The 20,426-nt window shown below is 32.3% G+C and carries 15 protein-coding genes and 1 tRNA gene; all 16 read right to left on the bottom strand.

Annotation, left to right across the window (positions count from 1 at the left end; all coding sequences use genetic code 11):
* Positions 1–37: 37 nt before the first annotated feature.
* Entirely contained in the window at positions 38–2,986 is a 2,949-nt protein-coding gene (locus KEC48_RS05670) for a chromosome segregation protein SMC (RefSeq protein ID WP_211964839.1), read from the bottom strand.
* 14 nt (positions 2,987–3,000) lie between these two features.
* Complete coding sequence (locus KEC48_RS05675) at positions 3,001–4,389, bottom strand: HAMP domain-containing sensor histidine kinase (protein WP_205088905.1); 1,389 nt, start codon at positions 4,387–4,389, stop codon at positions 3,001–3,003.
* On the bottom strand, positions 4,386–5,060 hold the full coding sequence (locus tag KEC48_RS05680) for a response regulator transcription factor (RefSeq protein WP_087357381.1): 675 nt from the start codon (positions 5,058–5,060) through the stop codon (positions 4,386–4,388). Before KEC48_RS05680 ends, KEC48_RS05675 begins: the two co-directional genes overlap by 4 nt.
* Before the next feature lie 115 nt (positions 5,061–5,175).
* A complete protein-coding gene (locus KEC48_RS05685) occupies positions 5,176–8,499 on the bottom strand; it encodes a tetratricopeptide repeat protein (protein ID WP_211964841.1) in 3,324 nt (1,107 codons plus the stop codon).
* 11 nt (positions 8,500–8,510) lie between these two features.
* A complete protein-coding gene (locus tag KEC48_RS05690) occupies positions 8,511–10,166 on the bottom strand; it encodes a hypothetical protein (RefSeq protein ID WP_087357383.1) in 1,656 nt (551 codons plus the stop codon).
* Positions 10,159–11,082, bottom strand: coding sequence for a bifunctional oligoribonuclease/PAP phosphatase NrnA (locus tag KEC48_RS05695; RefSeq protein WP_211964842.1), 924 nt, complete (start codon positions 11,080–11,082; stop codon positions 10,159–10,161). Before KEC48_RS05695 ends, KEC48_RS05690 begins: the two co-directional genes overlap by 8 nt.
* 103 nt (positions 11,083–11,185) lie before the next feature.
* A complete protein-coding gene (locus tag KEC48_RS05700; RefSeq protein ID WP_211964843.1) occupies positions 11,186–12,382 on the bottom strand; it encodes an acetate kinase in 1,197 nt (398 codons plus the stop codon).
* Positions 12,383–12,533: 151 nt separating this feature from the next.
* Positions 12,534–12,749, bottom strand: a complete 216-nt coding sequence (locus KEC48_RS05705) for an alpha/beta-type small acid-soluble spore protein (protein WP_087357386.1) — start codon at positions 12,747–12,749, stop codon at positions 12,534–12,536.
* A 74-nt stretch (positions 12,750–12,823) separates the two neighbouring features.
* A complete protein-coding gene (thiI, locus tag KEC48_RS05710; protein ID WP_087357387.1) occupies positions 12,824–14,020 on the bottom strand; it encodes a tRNA uracil 4-sulfurtransferase ThiI in 1,197 nt (398 codons plus the stop codon).
* 5 nt (positions 14,021–14,025) lie between these two features.
* On the bottom strand, positions 14,026–15,165 hold the full coding sequence (locus tag KEC48_RS05715; RefSeq protein WP_211964844.1) for a cysteine desulfurase family protein: 1,140 nt from the start codon (positions 15,163–15,165) through the stop codon (positions 14,026–14,028).
* A 72-nt stretch (positions 15,166–15,237) separates the two neighbouring features.
* Entirely contained in the window at positions 15,238–16,965 is a 1,728-nt protein-coding gene (locus tag KEC48_RS05720; protein WP_211964845.1) for a septation ring formation regulator EzrA, read from the bottom strand.
* Positions 16,966–17,105: 140 nt separating this feature from the next.
* The gene (rpsD, locus tag KEC48_RS05725; RefSeq protein WP_087357390.1) at positions 17,106–17,711 is read right to left on the bottom strand and encodes a 30S ribosomal protein S4; all 606 of its coding nucleotides are present in this window, start codon (positions 17,709–17,711) and stop codon (positions 17,106–17,108) included.
* A gap of 202 nt (positions 17,712–17,913) precedes the next feature.
* On the bottom strand, positions 17,914–18,672 hold the full coding sequence (locus KEC48_RS05730) for an alpha/beta hydrolase-fold protein (RefSeq protein ID WP_087357391.1): 759 nt from the start codon (positions 18,670–18,672) through the stop codon (positions 17,914–17,916).
* Positions 18,666–19,499 (bottom strand): hypothetical protein, encoded by an 834-nt coding sequence (locus KEC48_RS05735; protein ID WP_211964846.1) that lies wholly within the window; start codon positions 19,497–19,499, stop codon positions 18,666–18,668. The genes KEC48_RS05730 and KEC48_RS05735 overlap by 7 nt, the downstream gene beginning before the upstream one ends.
* A gap of 251 nt (positions 19,500–19,750) precedes the next feature.
* Positions 19,751–19,835: transfer RNA gene (locus KEC48_RS05740), tRNA-Leu, on the bottom strand.
* 43 nt (positions 19,836–19,878) lie between these two features.
* Entirely contained in the window at positions 19,879–20,424 is a 546-nt protein-coding gene (locus KEC48_RS05745; RefSeq protein WP_087357393.1) for a DNA-3-methyladenine glycosylase I, read from the bottom strand.
* Positions 20,425–20,426: the final 2 nt, after the last annotated feature.

Genomic DNA, 20,426 nt, shown 5'->3' on the forward strand with positions numbered 1-20,426 from the left:
CATTAAGATAACACTTCTTGATGATATGTCAATATTTTTATGATGCATTTTGTGCTAAATCAATTGCATCTTTTAATTTAACACTCACTAATTTTGTCACACCTTTTTGTTGCATTGTTGCCCCATATAAAAGATCACATTCTTCCATTGTTCCTTCACGATGAGTAACAACAATAAATTGTGTCTGTCCCGAAAATTCTCTTAAATATTTTGCAAAACGTTCTACGTTTGCAACATCCAAAGCAGCTTCCACCTCATCTAAAATACACATTGGAACCGGTCTGACACGTAAAATCGCAAACAGACAGGAAATTGCAATCAATGCCTTTTCTCCTCCTGAAAACAAGGTAATATTTTGAACAGCTTTACCCGGTGGCTGAACATCAATATCAACCCCTGTTTCTAAGATATTGTCTGGATCACTATATTTTAACTTGGCTTTTCCACCACCAAATAAATTTCTAAAAACAATATTAAATTCATGATTGATTTTTTCAAAAGTTTCACTGAAGCGTGAAATCATAATCTCATCCATTTCATCAATAGCTTTTAAAATACTATCTTGAGCGTGAATCAAATCTAAACGCTGATGATTTAATGTTTCATAACGTGTTGAAACTTCCTGATAATCTTCTATTGCCTGTAAATTCACATGTCCCAATGATTCAATCTGATGTCTTAATAGACGAACTTCCTCTTTGGCTTTTTGCATATTAACATCCTGTGAATATTCTTCCTTAGCAAATTCAAAAGTCATCTTATATTCTTCATTTAAACGTTGTAAATGATTATTCAATTCTGTTTCCTGTTTGGCTTTATCCACTTGCTTTTGTGTCATATCAGCCTGTATTTCTCTTAAATGAGCACGTGTCATCTTTAAAGCATCTTCCAGCTGATCATTTTCATTAACAAAACTCATACGCAATTCACGCTTAGCTTGAATACTTTCCGTTAAACGATCTCGTATCTTTTTTGCTTCATTTAATTCCTGTAGTAAATGATTATCTTCTGTTCCTTTTTCCATCTCTGACAATTCAACACTTTGATGAGTTAAACTTTCATACTCACTTTTTGCAATCTGCAGTTCACTTTTCTTGTTTGTGACAACAAGTTCCAATTTTGCAAATGACATTTGTTTTTGAAGCAGATTATGTGAGATTTCTCTTGCCAGATTATCTAATTCATTGAGTTTGGCTTTCTTTTGAGTCATATCTTTTTCACTTTGACGAATCTTTTCTACTAACAGTTCCAGTTCACGTTTACTCGTCAATAAAGACGTTGACTGTTTCAAACTTCCTCCTGTCAGTGATCCACCAACATTAATCACTTCGCCATCTAAAGTCACCACTTTATATCTAGAAAATGTTGCTTTTGACAACAGAGAAGCATGATCCAATGTATCTGCCACAATGACATGTCCTAACTGATTATCAACAATACGTTGAATCTCTTGAGGATATTTGACAAAATCACTCATAACGCCTAAAAAACCTTTTGTATTTTGACAAACCAATAAATGTTCTTCACGCAAATGTCTTTCTTTCATTGTTGTGATAGGAAGAAAAGTGGCACGACCAGATTTATTATTCTTTAAAAAACGAATCGCATTTCTGGCATCCTCATCTTGCTTAGTGACAACAAATTGAACAGCACTCCCTAAGGCAACAGATAAGGCTGTTTCATATTTTGAATCTGTTGCTAATAAATCACCCAAAACACCGACGATGCCCTGCATAGAATCTTTTGCTTTGATAATAGAACGAACCCCATAGCTATAACCCGTTTTATTTTCAATCTGATCCACAAGCTGTTCCTTACGATGACGATCATTATGTAATTGAAGATTTAAATTTTCAATACTCTGTCTTAAATTATTCATTTGGGCACGATTTTTTTCCTGTGCTGCTTCCAATGTCATCTTTTCTTCTTTGGTTTCATTATAACGATGAACACGATCATTGTATTCACTAATTGCATCCTGTAAAATCGCTTTTAATTGTTCTATACGTGCCTGTAAATCTTCTTTATTCGTTGTTTCTAAAATATGTTTACGATTAGCATCAATTTCTACTTTTTGTGTTTCCAGCTGATTTACATTATTCATAGCCGTTAAAAGTTTACCCTGCAAGGCATTCACTTCCTGATCTAAATCAAACATCTTTTTCTTTAAACTCTCATTTTGTTGTTCATTGATTAAAATTTGCCCTTCAATCGTTACTTTCTCTTTATCTAATAAATCTAATGACTGATTTAAATCTTTTAATGACGTTGATAAACTTTCAATTCCCTTCACCAGTACACTGACTTCAACAGATTGTAACTGATTTTTTAAATCTACATAAATTTCTGCTTTTTCCTTTTGACGTTTTAAAGGTGAAAGCTGCTTTTCTAACTCCAGGCAGATATCCTCAACACGATCTAAGTTATCCTTTGTTCTTTCCAGCTTTCTAATTGATTCCAATTTTCTTTTTTTATACTTGGCAACTCCCGCTGCTTCCTCAAACATCCCACGTCTTTCTTCAGGCTTACTATCAGCAAAAGTTGAAATGTTTCCCTGTGAAATAATCGAAAGTGAATCTCGTCCTAAGCCCGTATCCATAATCAAGTCAACTATATCCTTTAAACGACATGGTTCTTTATTGATTAAATATTCTGCTTCATTATTTTGACGATATAAACGTCTTGTCAACTCCACTTCATTATAATCCACATTCATGAAACGATCTTCATTATCAAAAACCAGTGTCACTTCAGCAACATTTTGAGCCTTACGATCTTCACTGCCATTAAAAATAACATCGGACATATTAGACCCACGCAGTGATTTGACTGACTGTTCACCTAAAACCCATCTTACAGCATCACTAATATTCGATTTTCCACAACCATTAGGTCCTACAATACCTGTAATACCCGGTTGAAATTCAATCACTGATTTATCTGCAAATGATTTAAAACCATGTAATTCAATTCTTTTTAAATACATAGATCAATTCCTTTCTAAGAATGATTTTCCTTTTTTATCAACTTATCACTAATATGAAATGTTTTATTTTGTGGTAAATAAACTGTAAAACGACTGCCTCCTTCTTCACGAGAAACAACATCAATACGTCCATGATGCAAATCAACAATCCTTTTGACAATTGATAAACCCAAACCATTTCCTTCTACACTTCTTGATTTATCTTGACGATAAAAACGTTCAAAAATATGTGAAATCGCTTCTTTACTCATTCCTACACCCGTATCTTCAATCGCCACTTCTACTTCTTTAGATGTTTTTTTCACATGAATCATAACCACACCATCATCCTGTGTATACTTAATCGCATTATTAATTAAATTAATCCACACCTGTTCCAGACGTGATTCATCTCCAACAATACGGATATCATTTTTAGGTACTTCAAATTCAATTTCAATATTCTTACTCAATGCAAAATTATCCTGTGTTTCAATCACACGATTTAACTGTTCAATCAAAGAAAATTCACTTGTTTCCAGTTTCACATCTTCACCTTCTAATAAAGTCAGCTGTAACATATTCTTAGATAAAGTCGATAAACGTTTACTATGAAACAAGATAATATCAGCATATTTTTGTCGTTGTTCATCACTTAACTGTTCATTCTTTAAAATTGTTGCAAAACCTTGAATGGCTGTAAGAGGTGTCTGAAATTCATGAGAAACATCTGAAATAAATTGCTGACGTGTTTCATCCTGTTTAGCCAATTGTTGTGCCATTTGATTGAAACTGCGATTTAAACGAGCAATTTCATCTTTTCCTGTATAATTGACACGCACGCGATAATTCCCCTTAGATAACTCATTGGTAGCCTTTGTTAAACGAGAAATAGGTTTGACAATAATATCAGCAATCACTAAAAAAGTAATACTTCCAGCAATCAACATACAAAATACAGCAATCAAAGCAGAATCAAGAAAAATCATTTCTCTTTTACTCATATCTTTTTGGACATAAACAATATAATCTTGATTCTTCACACGAATAGATTTTGCAAATATACGAATAGAAGAATCTTTTAAAACAATGCTTTGACCAATATTTTCTTTTAAAAACTCAACATCCTTTAATGATAAATGCTGTTCCTTCATGTTTCCATAAATATATTTTTGTTGATTGGATTCAATATAAAAACTCACTTCTGAAGTGGCTGCATACCCCTGTAAGATTTTATCTAAATCATCTGAATCAATCAGATTCATAAAGTCTTCTATTAATTCGGTAGAATTTTGCAATTCTTCAACAGCCAACAATCCTAATTCATTCGCATTTTTACGTAATGAAAAATATCCAGCAATCGAAAAACTAAATAAAATACTGACTAAAAAACCAATAATCAATTTTCCATAAATGGATTTCATGGTTCAACCTCAATCTTATACCCCAGTCCTCTCACTGTTACGACTTTAAAACCCGGTAAATGTCCCAGATTTTCACGAATACGTTTAATATGAACATCTACTGTACGATCAAACCCATCATAATCCATTCCCCATATTTTTTCAATAAGCTGTTCTCGGGTAAAAATCTGATTAGGATTTTTCGCCAGTTCAAATGCCAATTCAAATTGTTTTAATGGTAAATGGATTGTCTGATCATGATAACGGATTTCATATTTATCACCATCAAAAACAACATCATGTAAAGTCACAATATTTTGACTATTGATACTATATCTTTTTAAGATTGTTTTGACTCTTGCCAATAATTCATCTGGATCAAAAGGCTTTGTGACATAATCATCAATTCCTAATGAAAAACCTCTTAATTTATCAGCAGACTGTGATTTTGCTGTTAACATGATAACAGGGATATCTTTCATTTCTTTCATTTCTTCAACAAGTTGAAAACCATCCATCACAGGCATCATAATATCAACAATCGCCAAATCAATATATTCATTTTCTAAAAGTTGCAATGCTTCTTGACCACTTGCTGCCTGTACAACAGAAAATCCTTCTTTATCTAAATAAAAACGTATTAACTCTCTAATATGTTCCTCATCATCCACAATTAAAATCTTTGATTTCATAATCTTTCCACCTCAATTCATTTTGTTATTATATCATAATTATCATGGAATTCCTATATTTATTGTTGATGAATATAGGAATTTGCAAAAATAAAACAACACCCAATGTGTTGTTTTATGAGTTCTTAAAAGGATGAACAAAAGATTTTCTTTTAATCACTTTCATTAATTCTTTGGCTCCATCAACCTGAGCATCCAATGCCTTTTGGCACCAGTATTTGGCATCTTTTATAGACACCTTTGTCCCCTGACCATAAGTATAAGCTCTTGCCAGATTCAAATAAGCATTTTCATTATCTAACTTGGCAGCCTCTAAAAATAGTTCAAAAGACTTTTCAAGATCAACAGCGACCCCATCTCCTTCTTTGTAACAGACACCTAAATTATTCATCGCCCCGGGATGTCCTTGATCAACTGCTTTTTGATAATAAAGAATCGCCTTGTCTTTATCCTGCCATTTCTCTCCTGCTTCAAAATCATATAATACAGCCAGATTATAAAGTGATGAAGGATGATTTCTATTGGCACCCTGTTTAAAAAAGGCAATGGCTTTTTGAAAATCCTGTTCAACACCTTTTCCAGCTTTATACATATTTCCTAAAAAGTAACTGGCACGAGGAGAATCCATATCTAATGCTTTTTGATAATACATCAGTGCCTGTGCATAAGATTGCTTCAAAAGTCCATCTTCATACATTCTTCCGATTTCGATATAACCATCAGCTATACCATTTTGACCAGCAAGTTCATAATAATGCAAAGCCTGTTGTAAGTCTTGACTGACAGCTAATCCGTCTTCATAAAAGCGTCCGACATGATACATTCCACGTCCCCAATTTTCATGAGCAGCCATTAAATAGTATTCCAGTGCCTTTTGAATATCTGCTTTTGTCCCTACACCATATTCATAACAATAAGCCACATTGCAAAGAGCTGGTCCATATTTCTGTTTAGCAGCTTCCTGATACAAATGAAAAGCTTTTGTTTCATCTTTTGAACAACCCAGTCCTTCTTCATAAAGAATACCTAGCTGAGATAAAGCTCTTGGATAGTTCTTTTGTGCAGACAGTTCATAATAATACTTAGCCTGTGTGTAATCCTGTACCACTCCGATACCATTAGCATAGCAGAAAGCCAAATTACATTGACAGACATCATCATTTTGATTAGCTCCCTGTTGATAATAATCTACAGCCTTTGTAAAATCAACAGGAACACCACGTCCATCTTCATACATTAATCCAAGTGAACACAAAGCTCTGACATTCCCCTGCTTGGCTGCCAGTTCATAATAGTGCAATGCCTGTTGATAATCCTGTTCAACATAGATTCCATCTTCATAACAGTATCCTAGTCGCCATAACGCCACATCAAAACCAGCATCAGCACCTTTTTGATAACACTCTACAGCTTTCTTCAAATCAATATCTACACCAATTCCCATTTCATAACAACACCCAAGATTTGTTAATCCACGTAAATTGCCATATTCACTAGATTGACGATAACATTCTATAGCTTTTGTTAAATCTTTTTGACAGCCCATTCCTGTTTCATAATAATAGCCTAAATTACACAAGGCAGCTCCATCATGAAGCAAAGCGGCCTGTTGATAATAATCAAAAGCTTTTTTCAAATCAACCTGTCCATCTAAAAGTCCTTCTTCATAAATATAACCCAGACAGCAAAGAGCACGTGGATATTCATAGGAAGCTGCTTTTTCATACCATTTGACAGCTTCTTGGTAATCGGCTTTACCATTGATTCCCTGTTCATATAAATAAGCCAGATTACACATAGCTCTTAAGTTGCCTTGATTGGATGCCTGTAGATAATAATCACGTGATTTTTCAAAATTCTTTTCTACACCAATACCCATTTCATAGCAGTAACCAAGATTACATAGTGCCACATCATAATCTTGTTTAGCTGCTTCTTGATAAATCTCAACAGCTTTTGAGGCATTCTGTTCTGTACCAATTCCTGCTTCAAAACAATAACCTAAGTTTGTCATTCCTCGTAGACTACCCGCCTTGGCAGCCTGTTCATAATAAGCAAAGGCTTGTTTTTCATTTTTATCTACCCCAATACCCATTTCATAGTAATATCCTAGTGTACATAGTGATTGGGCATCATGTAAAGATGCACCTTTTTGGACATAGTCAAAAGCCAATTTTTCATCTTTATCAACATAGATGCCATTTTCCAGATAGTAGGCATATTTATTTATTGCATAAACATATCCTAAATCAGCACTACGTTTTAAATAATCCATTGACAACTGTGGCTGTTCTTGTTCAATCATATGACCATAAGCCATCATGGCTCTTGGATAACCCATATTCGCACTTTGTAAATAGAGTTCTTTGGCACGAGTAAGATCAACAGGAACACCTATTCCCATTTCATAACAATATCCCAAATAACAGTGAGCAGGTGCATAATTTTGATTAGATGCCTGTTGATACCAGTAAACAGCCTGTTCACTATCCTGTTCAACACCTTCCCCCACTTCATACAGATAACCCATTTGAAGTTGAGCAACTGGCAATCCATCTTTGGCGCAATCTAAATACCATGAAGCCGCTTTTGTTAAATCTTGAGATACGCCTAGTCCACACTCATAACAATAACCAATCGCATATTTAGCTTGTGTATAACCTAAATCCGCTGCCTGTTTATAATATGTCATGGCTTTGACTTCATCTTTTAATGTTCCATATCCAAAACAATAACATTCTCCTAAATAATATAAAGCACGAGGAAACTGATCTTGTGCAGATTTTTCAAAATATTCAAATGCTTGTTGTAAATCAACTTGACAGCCAATTCCTTCCAGACAACAATAAGCATAGTTACAGGCTGATAAACTATCTCCTAAATCTGCCGCCTGTTTATAATAAACAAGAGCCTGTTGTGGATTTTTTTGTGTTCCTAAACCAATCTCATTCATATAACCTAATGAACAAATCGCTTTTGCATGAAAATGATAAGCTGCTTTTTCAAACAGATGATAAGCACGATATTCATCCTGTACTTTGTCCTGTCCATTCATATATTGCAATCCTAATCGACATAATTCATCATCAGATAACAACTGTTCATTTTCTTCTTCTAAAGGATATGCAGATAATAAACAGACATCTACCCCTATGACTTGTTGATGATCTTCAATATAATAATGTTCTTCCTGTAAATAAGGAGAATGACTCAAATCAGGAAAATGAGAAATATCATATAAATTCATTAAATCATAGACAGCATTTTCAACTTCTTCTTCCGAACAAAACACAGTTTTGACTTTCATCAAAGCATCTTGACCATAATCATCTTTTAAATAAACCCACGCCATATCCTCATAAGATATCGCTACAAAATCAACTTTCCACTTACCAAAAAGAGGTTCATATAATTTCAAACGTTCCCATGTTTCCTCCATAATCTCCCCTCCTATTTCACGGTGATTGCAGAAACAGTCTGTGAAGTCGATTCATCATCAATATATTCAATCGTCACAGTATCACCAGCTTTTAAAAATGGTAATTGGGCATTTAAAGAAACAGGTGCAATAAAGATTTTTTGAGAATCCTTTAATTGAAAATAATACTGTGAATTGCCATTGACAACCACTTCATGAATCTCAGTAATCACTGAACTCAATTCACTGTTATCATAATCAACCTGTGTTTTTCCATTATCTTTTAGCAATGCATAATATGCCTTTTCAGCTTCAGCAACACTGTCCCCTACTGAAACAATCTGATAATTTTCAACACTGACGAAAGCATATTTTTTAACAAGACCAGCACTATCTTTTAAAGACATAAAGTAAGTCGGTTCACCCCCAGCATTAATCAAAATTGGGAATGTTGCCGTATATTTTAAATCTGTCACCTTTCCTTCAGCTGAAGACATAGCAGAAAATTCCTCAGCCCCACTAATAGCATAATATTTGGCTTCTTTGGTACGCATATTAATTAAGGCAAAACCAACATTTGATGCATCATTAGAAACAGATGTTAAACCTGTATATAAATAAACATCATCATTTAAAGCAATATAGTTATATCCATCCGTAGGTTTTAAAACCCCTTTTTGAGAAAAAATAGTATTAAAGAAACCATGTGTATATTTTCCCCAGTTATTTAACTGTTCTAACAATAATTCAGAAGGATAAACACGATCAATCCATGTTGGCACATCTTCAATAGCATAATATTGACATTCCCCACTCACAGCATCTACCAGCACAGCTCCGGTAATATCTTTTCCACCAAACAATCCAATTTTATAAGTATATGTTGGTGCAACCCAATAAGGATGTCCATTATCATCAATTTCAAAAGAAGGTGATTCAAACATCTTTGTTGGATAATGAATACGTAAATGACGATCAATATTTCTAAAGAATAAATCTGAATGAGAATATTTCATTCCTTCTTCTAAACGCACCACTTCACTTTCCTGTGTCACCATATCAACACGAATATAAGCCGGAAGACCTTCACGATGATTTGTAAACCATTTAATCAAATCACTATAAGAAATTGTTGTTACTCTAAAAGGTTTATCTTGATAATTGATTTGTACATAATCATTATCAACTTCAAACTGTGAAACATAATCAACAATTTCACCCATCTTACGATCTCCTAGACGCTCAGCACTTTCTTTATCAACAACAGGAATAGACTGAAAATCTACTTTTGGATTATCTTTATAAAAATCAGCATTTTTATCAACATTTAACTGTTTTTGATAACTTGATGCAAAAAAGACTGGTGAACTTATCAATTGTCCAGCAAAAACATAAACAAGCAACAAAGCCACAATGGCACTCATGATTTTATTGGCTTTATCAAATGAAGCCAGAAATAAAAATCTTAATGCTATAAATATAACTAATTCAATACTTAAAAAGAATATAAAATCCGGTGATCTTAAATTAATTGGAATTAAAACAAAATATTCCACAACCAAAAAGACAACCATTACAATCAACAAAGCCTTAAGCGTTCCACCCTTTTGAGGATGCGATTGATGAAAAAACTGACGTTGTCTGTTTTCCGTCATTTTTGTAAAAAATTTTTCAAATAAATTATCCATTGATTTTCTCCTTTATTTTTTCAATCAGTTGATTCAATTCGTCCAAAGACTGCAATGTCGCTCCAGAAGCATAAGCATGTCCACCACCATGAAACGACGCTGCAATATCATTAATAGGTATTTGACGACTACGCATACTGACACGATAGTTATTCTCTTTTTTATTTTGAGTCACTGCTAACCATACTTGAAATTCCTCAAAGTTCGCTAAAGTATTAACATAAGATGATCCTTGTTCTCTCGTCATCTGTAAAGCCTGTAAATCATCATCACTTAAATAATACCATGCAACCCCACCATCTTCGTGATAATGATTATAAATAAACTTGATAATTTCTAAATCTTTTTGGGTACGCATATATAAACGTTGATACAAATCCTCAATATGAATACCCATATCTAATAGATAGGATGCTGCCTCAAATGTTTTCTTTGAAGTAGAGCTATACAAAAAGCGATTGCTGTCACCGACAATACCTAAATACAACGCATTGGCTGCTTCTAATGGAATCAGTGCCTTTGCCTGTTTAAATAATAGTGTCACAATCTCACTGCATGAAGAAGCTGCTTCATCTTCAATATTAATATCACCATAAGAATCAACAACAATATGATGATCAATCTTTAAAATCTGATCACAGCATGTAATATCTCCATCTATACGTTCTCGATTGGCTGTATCTAAAACAATACCTAAAGTATATCCTTTTTGTACATCCCCACATTCAAATGGAGGATAATATTTTAATAAATCACTTTCCATTTGTCCTGCTAAAACAATATTTTTTTGAGGATATAAAGCTTTTAATGTCCAATACATCCCAAATTGAGAACCAAATGCATCTAAATCAGGATTAACATGTCTATATATAATAATCTGATCAAATTCTTTTCTTATTTTTAATATCTTATCCATTTTTCATCACCTTTGTTTATCATAATACCATATTATCACAAAAATATGAACTTTTAAAAAATATATTCTTTAGACAATAAAAAGAGTTGAATTCTTTCAACTCTTATAACCCAAGTAATCTCACTGTATCTCTGGCAATCATAACTTCTTCGTTTGTTGGAATAACCATAACTTTAATCTGTGAGAACTGATGTGAAATGACTCTGTTTTCATCACTTCTAATCGCATTCAGTTTTTCATCAAGGAAAACACCAAATGCCTTTGAAACATCATCAATAATTAATCTTCTTAAATATGCAGCATTTTCTCCTACACCAGCTGTAAAAGCAATCGCATCACAACCACCTAATTCAGCATAATAAGCACCAATGTATTTAGAAACAATACGTGCATATAATAAACTTGTCAACAAGGCACGATCATCACCATCTTTAAATAGAGCATTTTCAATATCACGTGAATCTGAAGAAATACCAGAAATACCTAACATTCCTGATTTTTTATTGTAGATTTCTAAAACTTCATCAGGTGTTTTATTTAATTTTTTACATAAATAAGGCATAATAGATGGATCAACATCACCACAACGTGTTCCCATCATCACACCAGCAAGAGGTGTAAATCCCATTGAAGTATCAATACATTCTCCATTTAATACTGCTGAAATACTTGCTCCATTTCCTAAGTGACAAACAATAATACGTGAATCTTTAGGATTCCCTAACATATTCATCACTTGTTCTGAAACATATTTATGACTTGTTCCATGTGCACCATAACGTCTGACTTTTAAGTCTGTATAATATTCTAAAGGTAATGGATATAAATAACGTTCTTTATCTAAAGTCTGATGGAAAGCTGTATCAAAAGTAAAGACATGTTGAACTTCAGGTAATTCAGCTTTGAAAGCACGATAACCAATTAAATGAGCCGGATTATGTAATGGTGCCAATTCGCAAAGTTCTTCAACCTTTGCAACAACATCTTCATCAACAACAGCACTATCACTAAAATATTCTCCACCATGAACAATACGATGTCCAACAGCATCAATTTCTTTTAATTCTTTGACAACACCTTCATCAATCAAAGCTTCTAACAACATTTCCACAGCAACTTGATGATCAGGGATTGGGCATGTTGTTGTTTTCTTTTCCCCATTATATTTTATTGTAAAAATACCATCATCCATTCCAATTCTTTCAACAATTCCAGAAGTAATGACTGTTTCTTCTGGCATTTCAAATAATTGAAATTTTAAAGATGAACTTCCAGCATTGACTGCCATAATTTTTGTCATAATTTTTTCCTCCTATAATACATCACATATATTTATTGTACATAAATTATGGCATAAACTCAACAAAAACTTGAAAGCGAATACACTTTTTCTTAATCATAAAAAAACCCTACTCATAATTAGAATTATGATTAGGATTTTTTATTTGAGCTTAACGATTTTGAGATTGTTTACCTGCCATCTGATTTTGACCCATTTCAACTAATCTCTTAGTGATTTCACCACCAACAGATCCATTAGCACGAGCTGTGGCATCCGGTCCAAGATTAACACCAAATTCATTAGCGATTTCGTATTTCATTTGATCAATAGCATTTTGAGCACCAGGAACAACTAATCTATTTTTACTTGAATTATTTGAGTTCATTGCTTTCACCTCCTGACACAATTAGTTTGTGTCAGGATGACAAAATTATTCATTTCTTTTCAATTTTTTTCAAATTAAAATAAATCTTCAACCTCCTTATAATGATCATCAACAATAATTGTTTCACATTGGTCAATACATGCATTCACCATAGACTGATAATCCCACGTTTCTTCCAACGCTTCTGCTTTATAGCTTTTAGGTTTTGTTGCTGGTTGTTTTGGTGTGAAGATTGTACAACAATCTTCATGAGGACGAATAGAAATGTCATATGTACCAATCTTTTGAGCAACATCAATAATTTCTAGTTTATCCATACAAGCAACTGGACGAATCACTGGCATAGAAATCACTTCATTAATGACAGACATACTTTCTAAAGTTTGTGAAGCAACCTGTCCAATGCTTTCACCATTGACTAATGCCAGACATTGATTCTTTTTCGCTACACCTTCAGCGATACGATACATCATACGACGCATAATCGTCATGGCATAACTTTCATCACAGTGATCATAAACAGCTAACTGCAAATCTGTAAATGGCACGATATGAATTGTCATTTTACCATGTGTATAATGTCTTAATACATTCACCAAATCCAAAACTTTTTCCCTAGCTAATTCATTCGTATAAGGTGGAGAGGCATAATGAATGCATTCAATATCCACTCCTCTTTTTAATGTTAAATATCCCGCTACTGGTGAATCAATACCACCTGAAAGCATCAGTAAAGCTTTACCACCAATACCAACAGGATATCCACCCGCACCTTTTATGACATTATCCATAACATATGTGACATCTTTACGCAATTCTACTTTAATCAAAATATCAGGATGATGAACATCTACTTTTAAATCTTTAGATGTATGATGGAAAATATGACCAGCAATCGCTGTATTGATATCATGTGAGTGCATAGGATAATCTTTATCATTACGTTTTGTCTGAATTTTAAAAGTTTTTCCTTCACTCTTTTCAATAACTTCTAAACACACTTCTTTAATCTTTTCCAAATCACTTTCTACTTGATAACATAAAGAAAAAGAGTGGATTCCAAAGACTGTCTGTAATTTTTCACACACAGCCTCTGGATTTTCACCATTAAGAATAATATACAAACGGTCAAATGACATGTCATATCTTAAATGTTGAAATTCTTTCAACATCTCTTTTGTATTTTGTGTTAATTTTCGAATAAAAAGTTTACGATTTTTTCCTTTTGTTGTGAGTTCTCCAAATCTCACCAAAATATGATTACATTCCATAATAATTACCTCTGCTTCTTAATTGTCTTTAAAACTTGTTTCAAATAAAATAAAAATTCATCTATTTCATCACGAGTTGTATAATGAGAAAAACTGATACGAATAGCACTTTTAGCTATTTTTTCATCAATTCCCATCGCTTCTAATGTTCTTGAAACATCATGCTTATGTGAAGCACATGTACTTTTCGTTGATACATAGCATTCATGCATTTCTAGTGCATGCAAAATAACTTCTGGCTTATATCCTACACATGAAAAGTTTAAAATATAAGGTGTTACGTGATCTTGTGGTGTATTCATAACAATATCTGGAATCTGCTGTAATTGTTCTCTGACATATTGATTCAACATCATCACATACTGATAATGATCATCTAAATTTTCTAAAGCCAGTCGTAATGTTTTAGCAAACATCGTATGTGTTGCTGTATTCGATGTGCCACCTCTTAACTGTTGTTCTTGTTGACCTCCATTAATTAAAGGAACAATGGATGTGGAAGATTTTTTATATAAAACACCGCTTCCTTTTAAACCATATATCTTATGAGCAGAAAAACTTGCTAAATCAACATATGACAAATCGATTGGAAGTTTTCCTAAAGCCTGAACCATATCAACATGGAATTTAACTTTAGGATTTTTCTTTTGAATGATTTGATAAACTTCTCTAATAGGGAAAACCATTCCCACTTCATTATTGACATACATCATTGTGACAAGAATTGTATCTTCTCTGATTTTATTTTCTAATTCCGCTAAGTTCAATTCTCCCTTATCGTTTACTGAAATAAAATCAACATCATAACCAAAAACATCTCTTAACTGTAGACATGACTGATACACACTAGAATGCTCTACAGCTGTTGTGATAATATGTTTTCCTCTGTTTTGATATTGAAAAGCACATCCTTTAATCGCTGTACTGTTTGATTCACTGGCACCACTTGTAAAAATAATTTCTTCGGGTAAAACACCTAACATTCGGGCAGTTAATTCTCTTGATTTTTCCATTAAAGCACTTGTTTTTAAACCTAAAGAATATAATGAATCAGCATTTGCAAAATAATCATTTAAAAGTGATTGATACATATGATTCACTTCTTGATTTAATGGTGTTGTTGATACATAATCTAAATAAATCATATCTTTCCTCCATAGTCCATTATATGTATATATACCATTTTTATTAAGAAAAAGCCACTAAAAAAGTCCAAATTAGGACTTTTCACTTGTTTTTTGAATTAAATTTTCATAAGAACCCGGTTTAATCTTTTCAATAATATCAACCGCTGTAGATAAAGCTTTCGTATATTCGCCATTTCTAAATAAAACTTCAGCTTTTGTCAGTTCCGTATTGACCTCTAAGAAACTAGAACGATAACGATTTCCAAAAACAATCGCTTCTTCTACCATTTCTGCAGTTACAATCAAATTATGAACATTATCATATAATTTATAAATAATATCTCTGGCACTGTCTACTCGCTTAGAAAGTTCTGATAATTCAACAGGACGATGCATACGATAAGCCTGTATCTGTGCTGCTTTATCATAAGAATCTTGAATATAATCTTTATAAGATTCATTAATCATTGGTAAATGCTTATTTTTAATTTCAGATTTAATCTCCAGCAAAACAATATTAATATTTTCTAATTCATCTATCGCACGTTGTTCCTGTAAGTATAAATGATCTCTAAATGCAAAGAAAGCATCTAAATCATCTTGATGACTTAACGCATCATTCTTCACTTTTTCAACTTTATCAATCATTTGTAAATAAGAGAAATTTCCCGCATTCATTTCTTCTTCTAATTCATAGGAAGTTCTTAATATTTGGTCAAAATCCTTATATTTTTCTTGGATATCAACATAATCCTCATTAATCAAATATAAATTTTCAATACGATTTTGATCAATTAAAGCCTGTTTAAATTGATTATATATTTGAGTAATCTTTGTATAAGCATCTTCCCACTTATTTTTAAACACTTCATAAGATTGTTTTTCCACTTCCAAATCTTTCATTAAAGCATCGATATCATCAACAAGCTTTTGCAGTACTTCTCCAACATTTTCCAGCTGTAACTGTTGAATATGTTGAGTTGTTGTTTCTAAAGTTGATTGAATGGCTTGATAACGATCAGAAACATGTAGCTGATCCAATGCAAATTCGCCATGTGACATGTCTTGAAGTAAAGCATCTAAATGATGAATCTTTTTAGGAATATATTGTCTGACAATCGCAATATAATCAGGTAATTCCTGTAAACGTTCTGTTAACCAATCTACTTTTTTATCAATATCCTGCGTTAAAGTCTTCGCATCTTCAAATCTTTGATTATTCATCATATCTTCCAATTTCACAAAAGAATCATCTAAATTATTAAAAATATTTTTAATACCTTTTACAAAATCTTCAACCTTAAAACGAATGGTTTCATAATGATCAATCAATTGACGATATTTTTCTTTCACACGAATAATTTCAATTCTTTGAATATTTTCAATTTCAGTAATCTTTTCAATCTTTTCTAATAAAGCCTGTGAATCATCTTCATAAACTTTTAACATGTTCTCCAGTTCTTTCATCTTTGTAGAAATCTTTCGTAGTTTACCATAAAAAAGCTGTTCATCAACTTCATTGACAAGAACCCCGAGTTCATTTTTCTGATAATCTGAAATACGCTCAAATTCTTTTGCATATTCTTCATACAGTTCTGCAACTTCAGGCATATTTTTAGAAATACTATGAACTCTCCCCAAACGATACTGTAAAGGTAATGATTTGATTCCATTCATACGATTTTCTACATCAACAATTAATTTTCTATATTTTCTTAATCTCATTCCCCTATAAAACAACAAAAGCATCACAATAACAACAAGACCAATACCTATAAAAATGAGATTACGTAATCCAATTTGTTCTATAAACCTCATGATATTATCCATAACTTAAAATTCCTCTCTTTTCCTAAGTTATATTCTACCATAAATAGAAAGCTATTTCATCATCTTTTTCCAAAATACTACATAGAAAAAAAGTATTGAACATAAGTCCAATACTTTTTGTGTCCATCTTATCCTAAACGGTTGTAGTATTCTACAATTAATGATTCGTTGATTTCTTGATTTAATTCTGATCTTTCAGGTAATCTTAATAATTTTCCTTCCATTTTATCAGCATCAACTTCAACAAATCCTGGTACATGTGTTTGAGAAGCTAAAGCGTTTTTAATCACTTCTAATGAACGAGAACGTTCTTTAACAGAAATCACATCTCCAACTTTAACTTGACAAGAAGCGATATCAGTTTTAACTCCATTTAATAAGATATGACCATGATTAACTAATTGTCTTGCTTGTCTTCTTGTTGTAGCAAAACCTAATCTATAAACAACATTGTCTAATCTAGATTCTAGTAAACAGAAGAAATTGTAACCAGTAACTCCTTCCATTTTTCCAGCTCTTTTGAATGTGTTATGGAATTGTTTTTCATTAACTCCATACATATGTCTTACTTTTTGTTTTTCAGCTAACTGTAATCCATATTCAGTTAATTTTTTTCTTTTTTGACCATGTTGACCAGGTGCATATGGTCTTCTTGCTAATTCTCTACCAGTTTCTAATGTAGAAAAACCTAAACGTCTAGATTTTTTCCATTGTGGTCCAGTATAACGTGACATTTTCTTTCCTCCTATTGTTTTATTTGGCATAAAACAATAACATGCATAGATCAGTTAGGTTGTGTTTGTATTAAGTATTTCTCTTTGCAGCAAGATACTCTACATCCCATTGTCACAAACGCATGGGCTAACCCTCTATGTGCTGCTATTATTTATTGCACTAGTACATTATAGCAATTTCTTTGATATTGTCAAACATTTTTTATTTTGATTTCCATAAATAATCCATAAAGAGTGGTATTTGCACTTGCCATGAAATCATATGATGACGACCATTCACTAATAAATACGGATATGTCTGTACACCTTTTAAATTCAATAAATGTGAAATATCAAGCTGATTCATAGAAGCATAGGCTAAAGCGCGTTTATTTCTTGATTCTTCACTGCCCCAGCTCAAAAAAAGACGTGTATCTTTTAATGAATCATGCTGGTTAATTTCATCTTTCAATGCCTCTAAACAAATACCAATAGAACTGGATAAACAAGCTGCTTTAGAAAAATATGTATGATATGAAATCACTGCATACAATGCCATTAAACCACCCATTGAAAATCCACCAATCATTGTATATTCACGTAAAGACAAAGTTCTATAATGAGTATCTATATAAGGTTTAACTGTATGAACAATAAATTCCATCAATGCCTGACCATAACCATGAATCATTTGATAGTGACTCTTCTCAACATCATACGGACAATATTCTGCTAAGCGACAAGAACTTTCATCAGGGCTATCTATACCTATCACAATAAATGATTGATCGTATTTATCTAAAAAGTTATCTAAACACATAACATGTTCAGATGTTTTAACATCATCAAATAAATATTGACCATCAAACATATAGATGACTGGATAACGTTCTTGACTTATCTGATAAGACGGTGGTAAATAAATACGAATTGTTCGATAACAATGTTTAGCTTCAAACAATAATTCTCTTTTTTCTACCATAAATCTTCATCTTGATCTTCATAAACATGTCTTAAAAACTCAAAATCTTCCATAAACATCTCATTAGCGATATCTTGATCAAACTCATTAAAAATAAAATCATCTTCATCCAATCCATAATCTTCAATTCTCATTAAAAACTCATCATAATTTTTATAATACATTTCCAGTAATTCATGTTCATCTTCCCAAATACCATAACCTTTACCAGCTATAATTTGACTATCCTCAAGGACAAACAAATCTGACTGTATCTGAATATTTAAAACTTCTATATCAAATACATAATCTTCTCCAAAATCATACCATAAAGAGAATTGATGATCTTTTTCTAAATGAAGATCACTTAAAAAGACATTGGCTGCATAATCATCTAACATCTCTTGATCGCATTGTTCACATCCAAATCTTCCGCAATTGGATTCAATTTTAAACAAATGATGACCTTCAGCTTGAAAAATAGCTAAAACAGCATAAGCCAAATCAGCTAACGTTATAAAATAAGGTAAAACAATCTCACGATTCATCTCTTTCTCTAGTCCTCTTAAAGAAACACGTAATTGAATCGTTTTTTTCATTTCCGGAATATGTCGTATCATATACTCCAGATTTTCTTGTAATAATCCTTCAAATAACTCATCTTGAAACTGCACTTGATTAAAACAAATGGTCATAGATAGCATAATTCCTTTTTTAATAACTGAAGGCGTATTATGTCCAGCTATTTTTTCTAAATCACAAATCGTTCTTTTTAATTCATCAGAGCCATGATTCACCACCTCATCATAAATATCATCTACACATTGAAAAACATGTTCCATCAACATATTTCTACACCTCCTGTTTTTATTTTACAGTATTTTTCAAATAAGGCGAGTCTTTTAGATTTTTTTCACTTATTTTTTCTTTTTTTCGTCTTTTTTTTCTTGATGAATTTTGTCAATATCTTTTATTATTTGTCGTATTCTATCAAATTTCAGCTACCTTACTTTCATCTAATAAAAAACCAGACAAAATACTTTGCCTGGATATATGCTTACGAAAAGAGCTTATCATCTCAAATCGCCTTCTATTCAATTGGTGCCTGAGGTCGGACTCGAACCGACATGACATAGGTCGCAGCATTTTGAGTGCTGTGCGTATACCAATTTCGCCACTCAGGCAAATCAAACTACTCGCATAGTATACTATATATTTTTTTAAAAATCAATAAAAATCGCAATTAATTTCATGATCATTATAGATACCTATAGCTTGTAGATAACTGTATATGATTGTTGGTCCAACAAAAGAAAAGCCATGTTTTTTTAAATCTTTTGAAATTTGTGCTGATAAATCATCAAATGAAGGAACATCTTTTGATGATTGATAATGATGTTGAATAGGTTGATTATCTACATATGACCATATAAATGTATCAAAACTCCCATACTGTTTTTGAATTTCAAGAAAAGCCTTAGCATTTTTAATAATAGCTTTCATTTTTAATTTATTCTTAATTAACCCTTCTGTTTGCATTAATGTCTGATATTTATCATCATCATATGAAGCAATCAAATGATAATCAAAATGATCTAAAGCCTGATCATATAAACCTTCCTTTTTTAAAATAATATCCCAGCTTAACCCTGCCTGTAATCCTTCTAAAATTAACATTTTATACAATTGTCTTTCATCATGTTCCGGTTTTCCCCAGACTTCGTCATGATATTTCATTAATCTTTCATTATAAGCCCATTGACATCTTTTCATAT

Source organism: Clostridium sp. C1, from assembly GCF_018223625.1.
Lineage (GTDB): Bacteria > Bacillota_I > Bacilli_A > Erysipelotrichales > Coprobacillaceae > Allocoprobacillus.

Excerpts from the sequence above, each read along its gene's own strand:
- thiI (WP_087357387.1), bottom strand. The coding sequence starts at position 14,020 with ATGGAATGTAATCATATTTTGGTGAGATTTGGAGAACTCACAACAAAA.
- KEC48_RS05700 (WP_211964843.1), bottom strand. The coding sequence starts at position 12,382 with ATGACAAAAATTATGGCAGTCAATGCTGGAAGTTCATCTTTAAAATTT.
- KEC48_RS05735 (WP_211964846.1), bottom strand. The coding sequence starts at position 19,499 with ATGTTGATGGAACATGTTTTTCAATGTGTAGATGATATTTATGATGAG.
- rpsD (WP_087357390.1), bottom strand. The coding sequence starts at position 17,711 with ATGTCACGTTATACTGGACCACAATGGAAAAAATCTAGACGTTTAGGT.
- KEC48_RS05685 (WP_211964841.1), bottom strand. The coding sequence starts at position 8,499 with ATGGAGGAAACATGGGAACGTTTGAAATTATATGAACCTCTTTTTGGT.
- KEC48_RS05715 (WP_211964844.1), bottom strand. The coding sequence starts at position 15,165 with ATGATTTATTTAGATTATGTATCAACAACACCATTAAATCAAGAAGTG.
- KEC48_RS05695 (WP_211964842.1), bottom strand. The coding sequence starts at position 11,082 with ATGGATAAGATATTAAAAATAAGAAAAGAATTTGATCAGATTATTATA.
- KEC48_RS05675 (WP_205088905.1), bottom strand. The coding sequence starts at position 4,389 with ATGAAATCCATTTATGGAAAATTGATTATTGGTTTTTTAGTCAGTATT.
- KEC48_RS05730 (WP_087357391.1), bottom strand. The coding sequence starts at position 18,672 with ATGGTAGAAAAAAGAGAATTATTGTTTGAAGCTAAACATTGTTATCGA.
- KEC48_RS05705 (WP_087357386.1), bottom strand. The coding sequence starts at position 12,749 with ATGAACTCAAATAATTCAAGTAAAAATAGATTAGTTGTTCCTGGTGCT.
- KEC48_RS05680 (WP_087357381.1), bottom strand. The coding sequence starts at position 5,060 with ATGAAATCAAAGATTTTAATTGTGGATGATGAGGAACATATTAGAGAG.
- KEC48_RS05690 (WP_087357383.1), bottom strand. The coding sequence starts at position 10,166 with ATGGATAATTTATTTGAAAAATTTTTTACAAAAATGACGGAAAACAGA.
- KEC48_RS05670 (WP_211964839.1), bottom strand. The coding sequence starts at position 2,986 with ATGTATTTAAAAAGAATTGAATTACATGGTTTTAAATCATTTGCAGAT.
- KEC48_RS05745 (WP_087357393.1), bottom strand. The coding sequence starts at position 20,424 with ATGAAAAGATGTCAATGGGCTTATAATGAAAGATTAATGAAATATCAT.
- KEC48_RS05720 (WP_211964845.1), bottom strand. The coding sequence starts at position 16,965 with ATGAGGTTTATAGAACAAATTGGATTACGTAATCTCATTTTTATAGGT.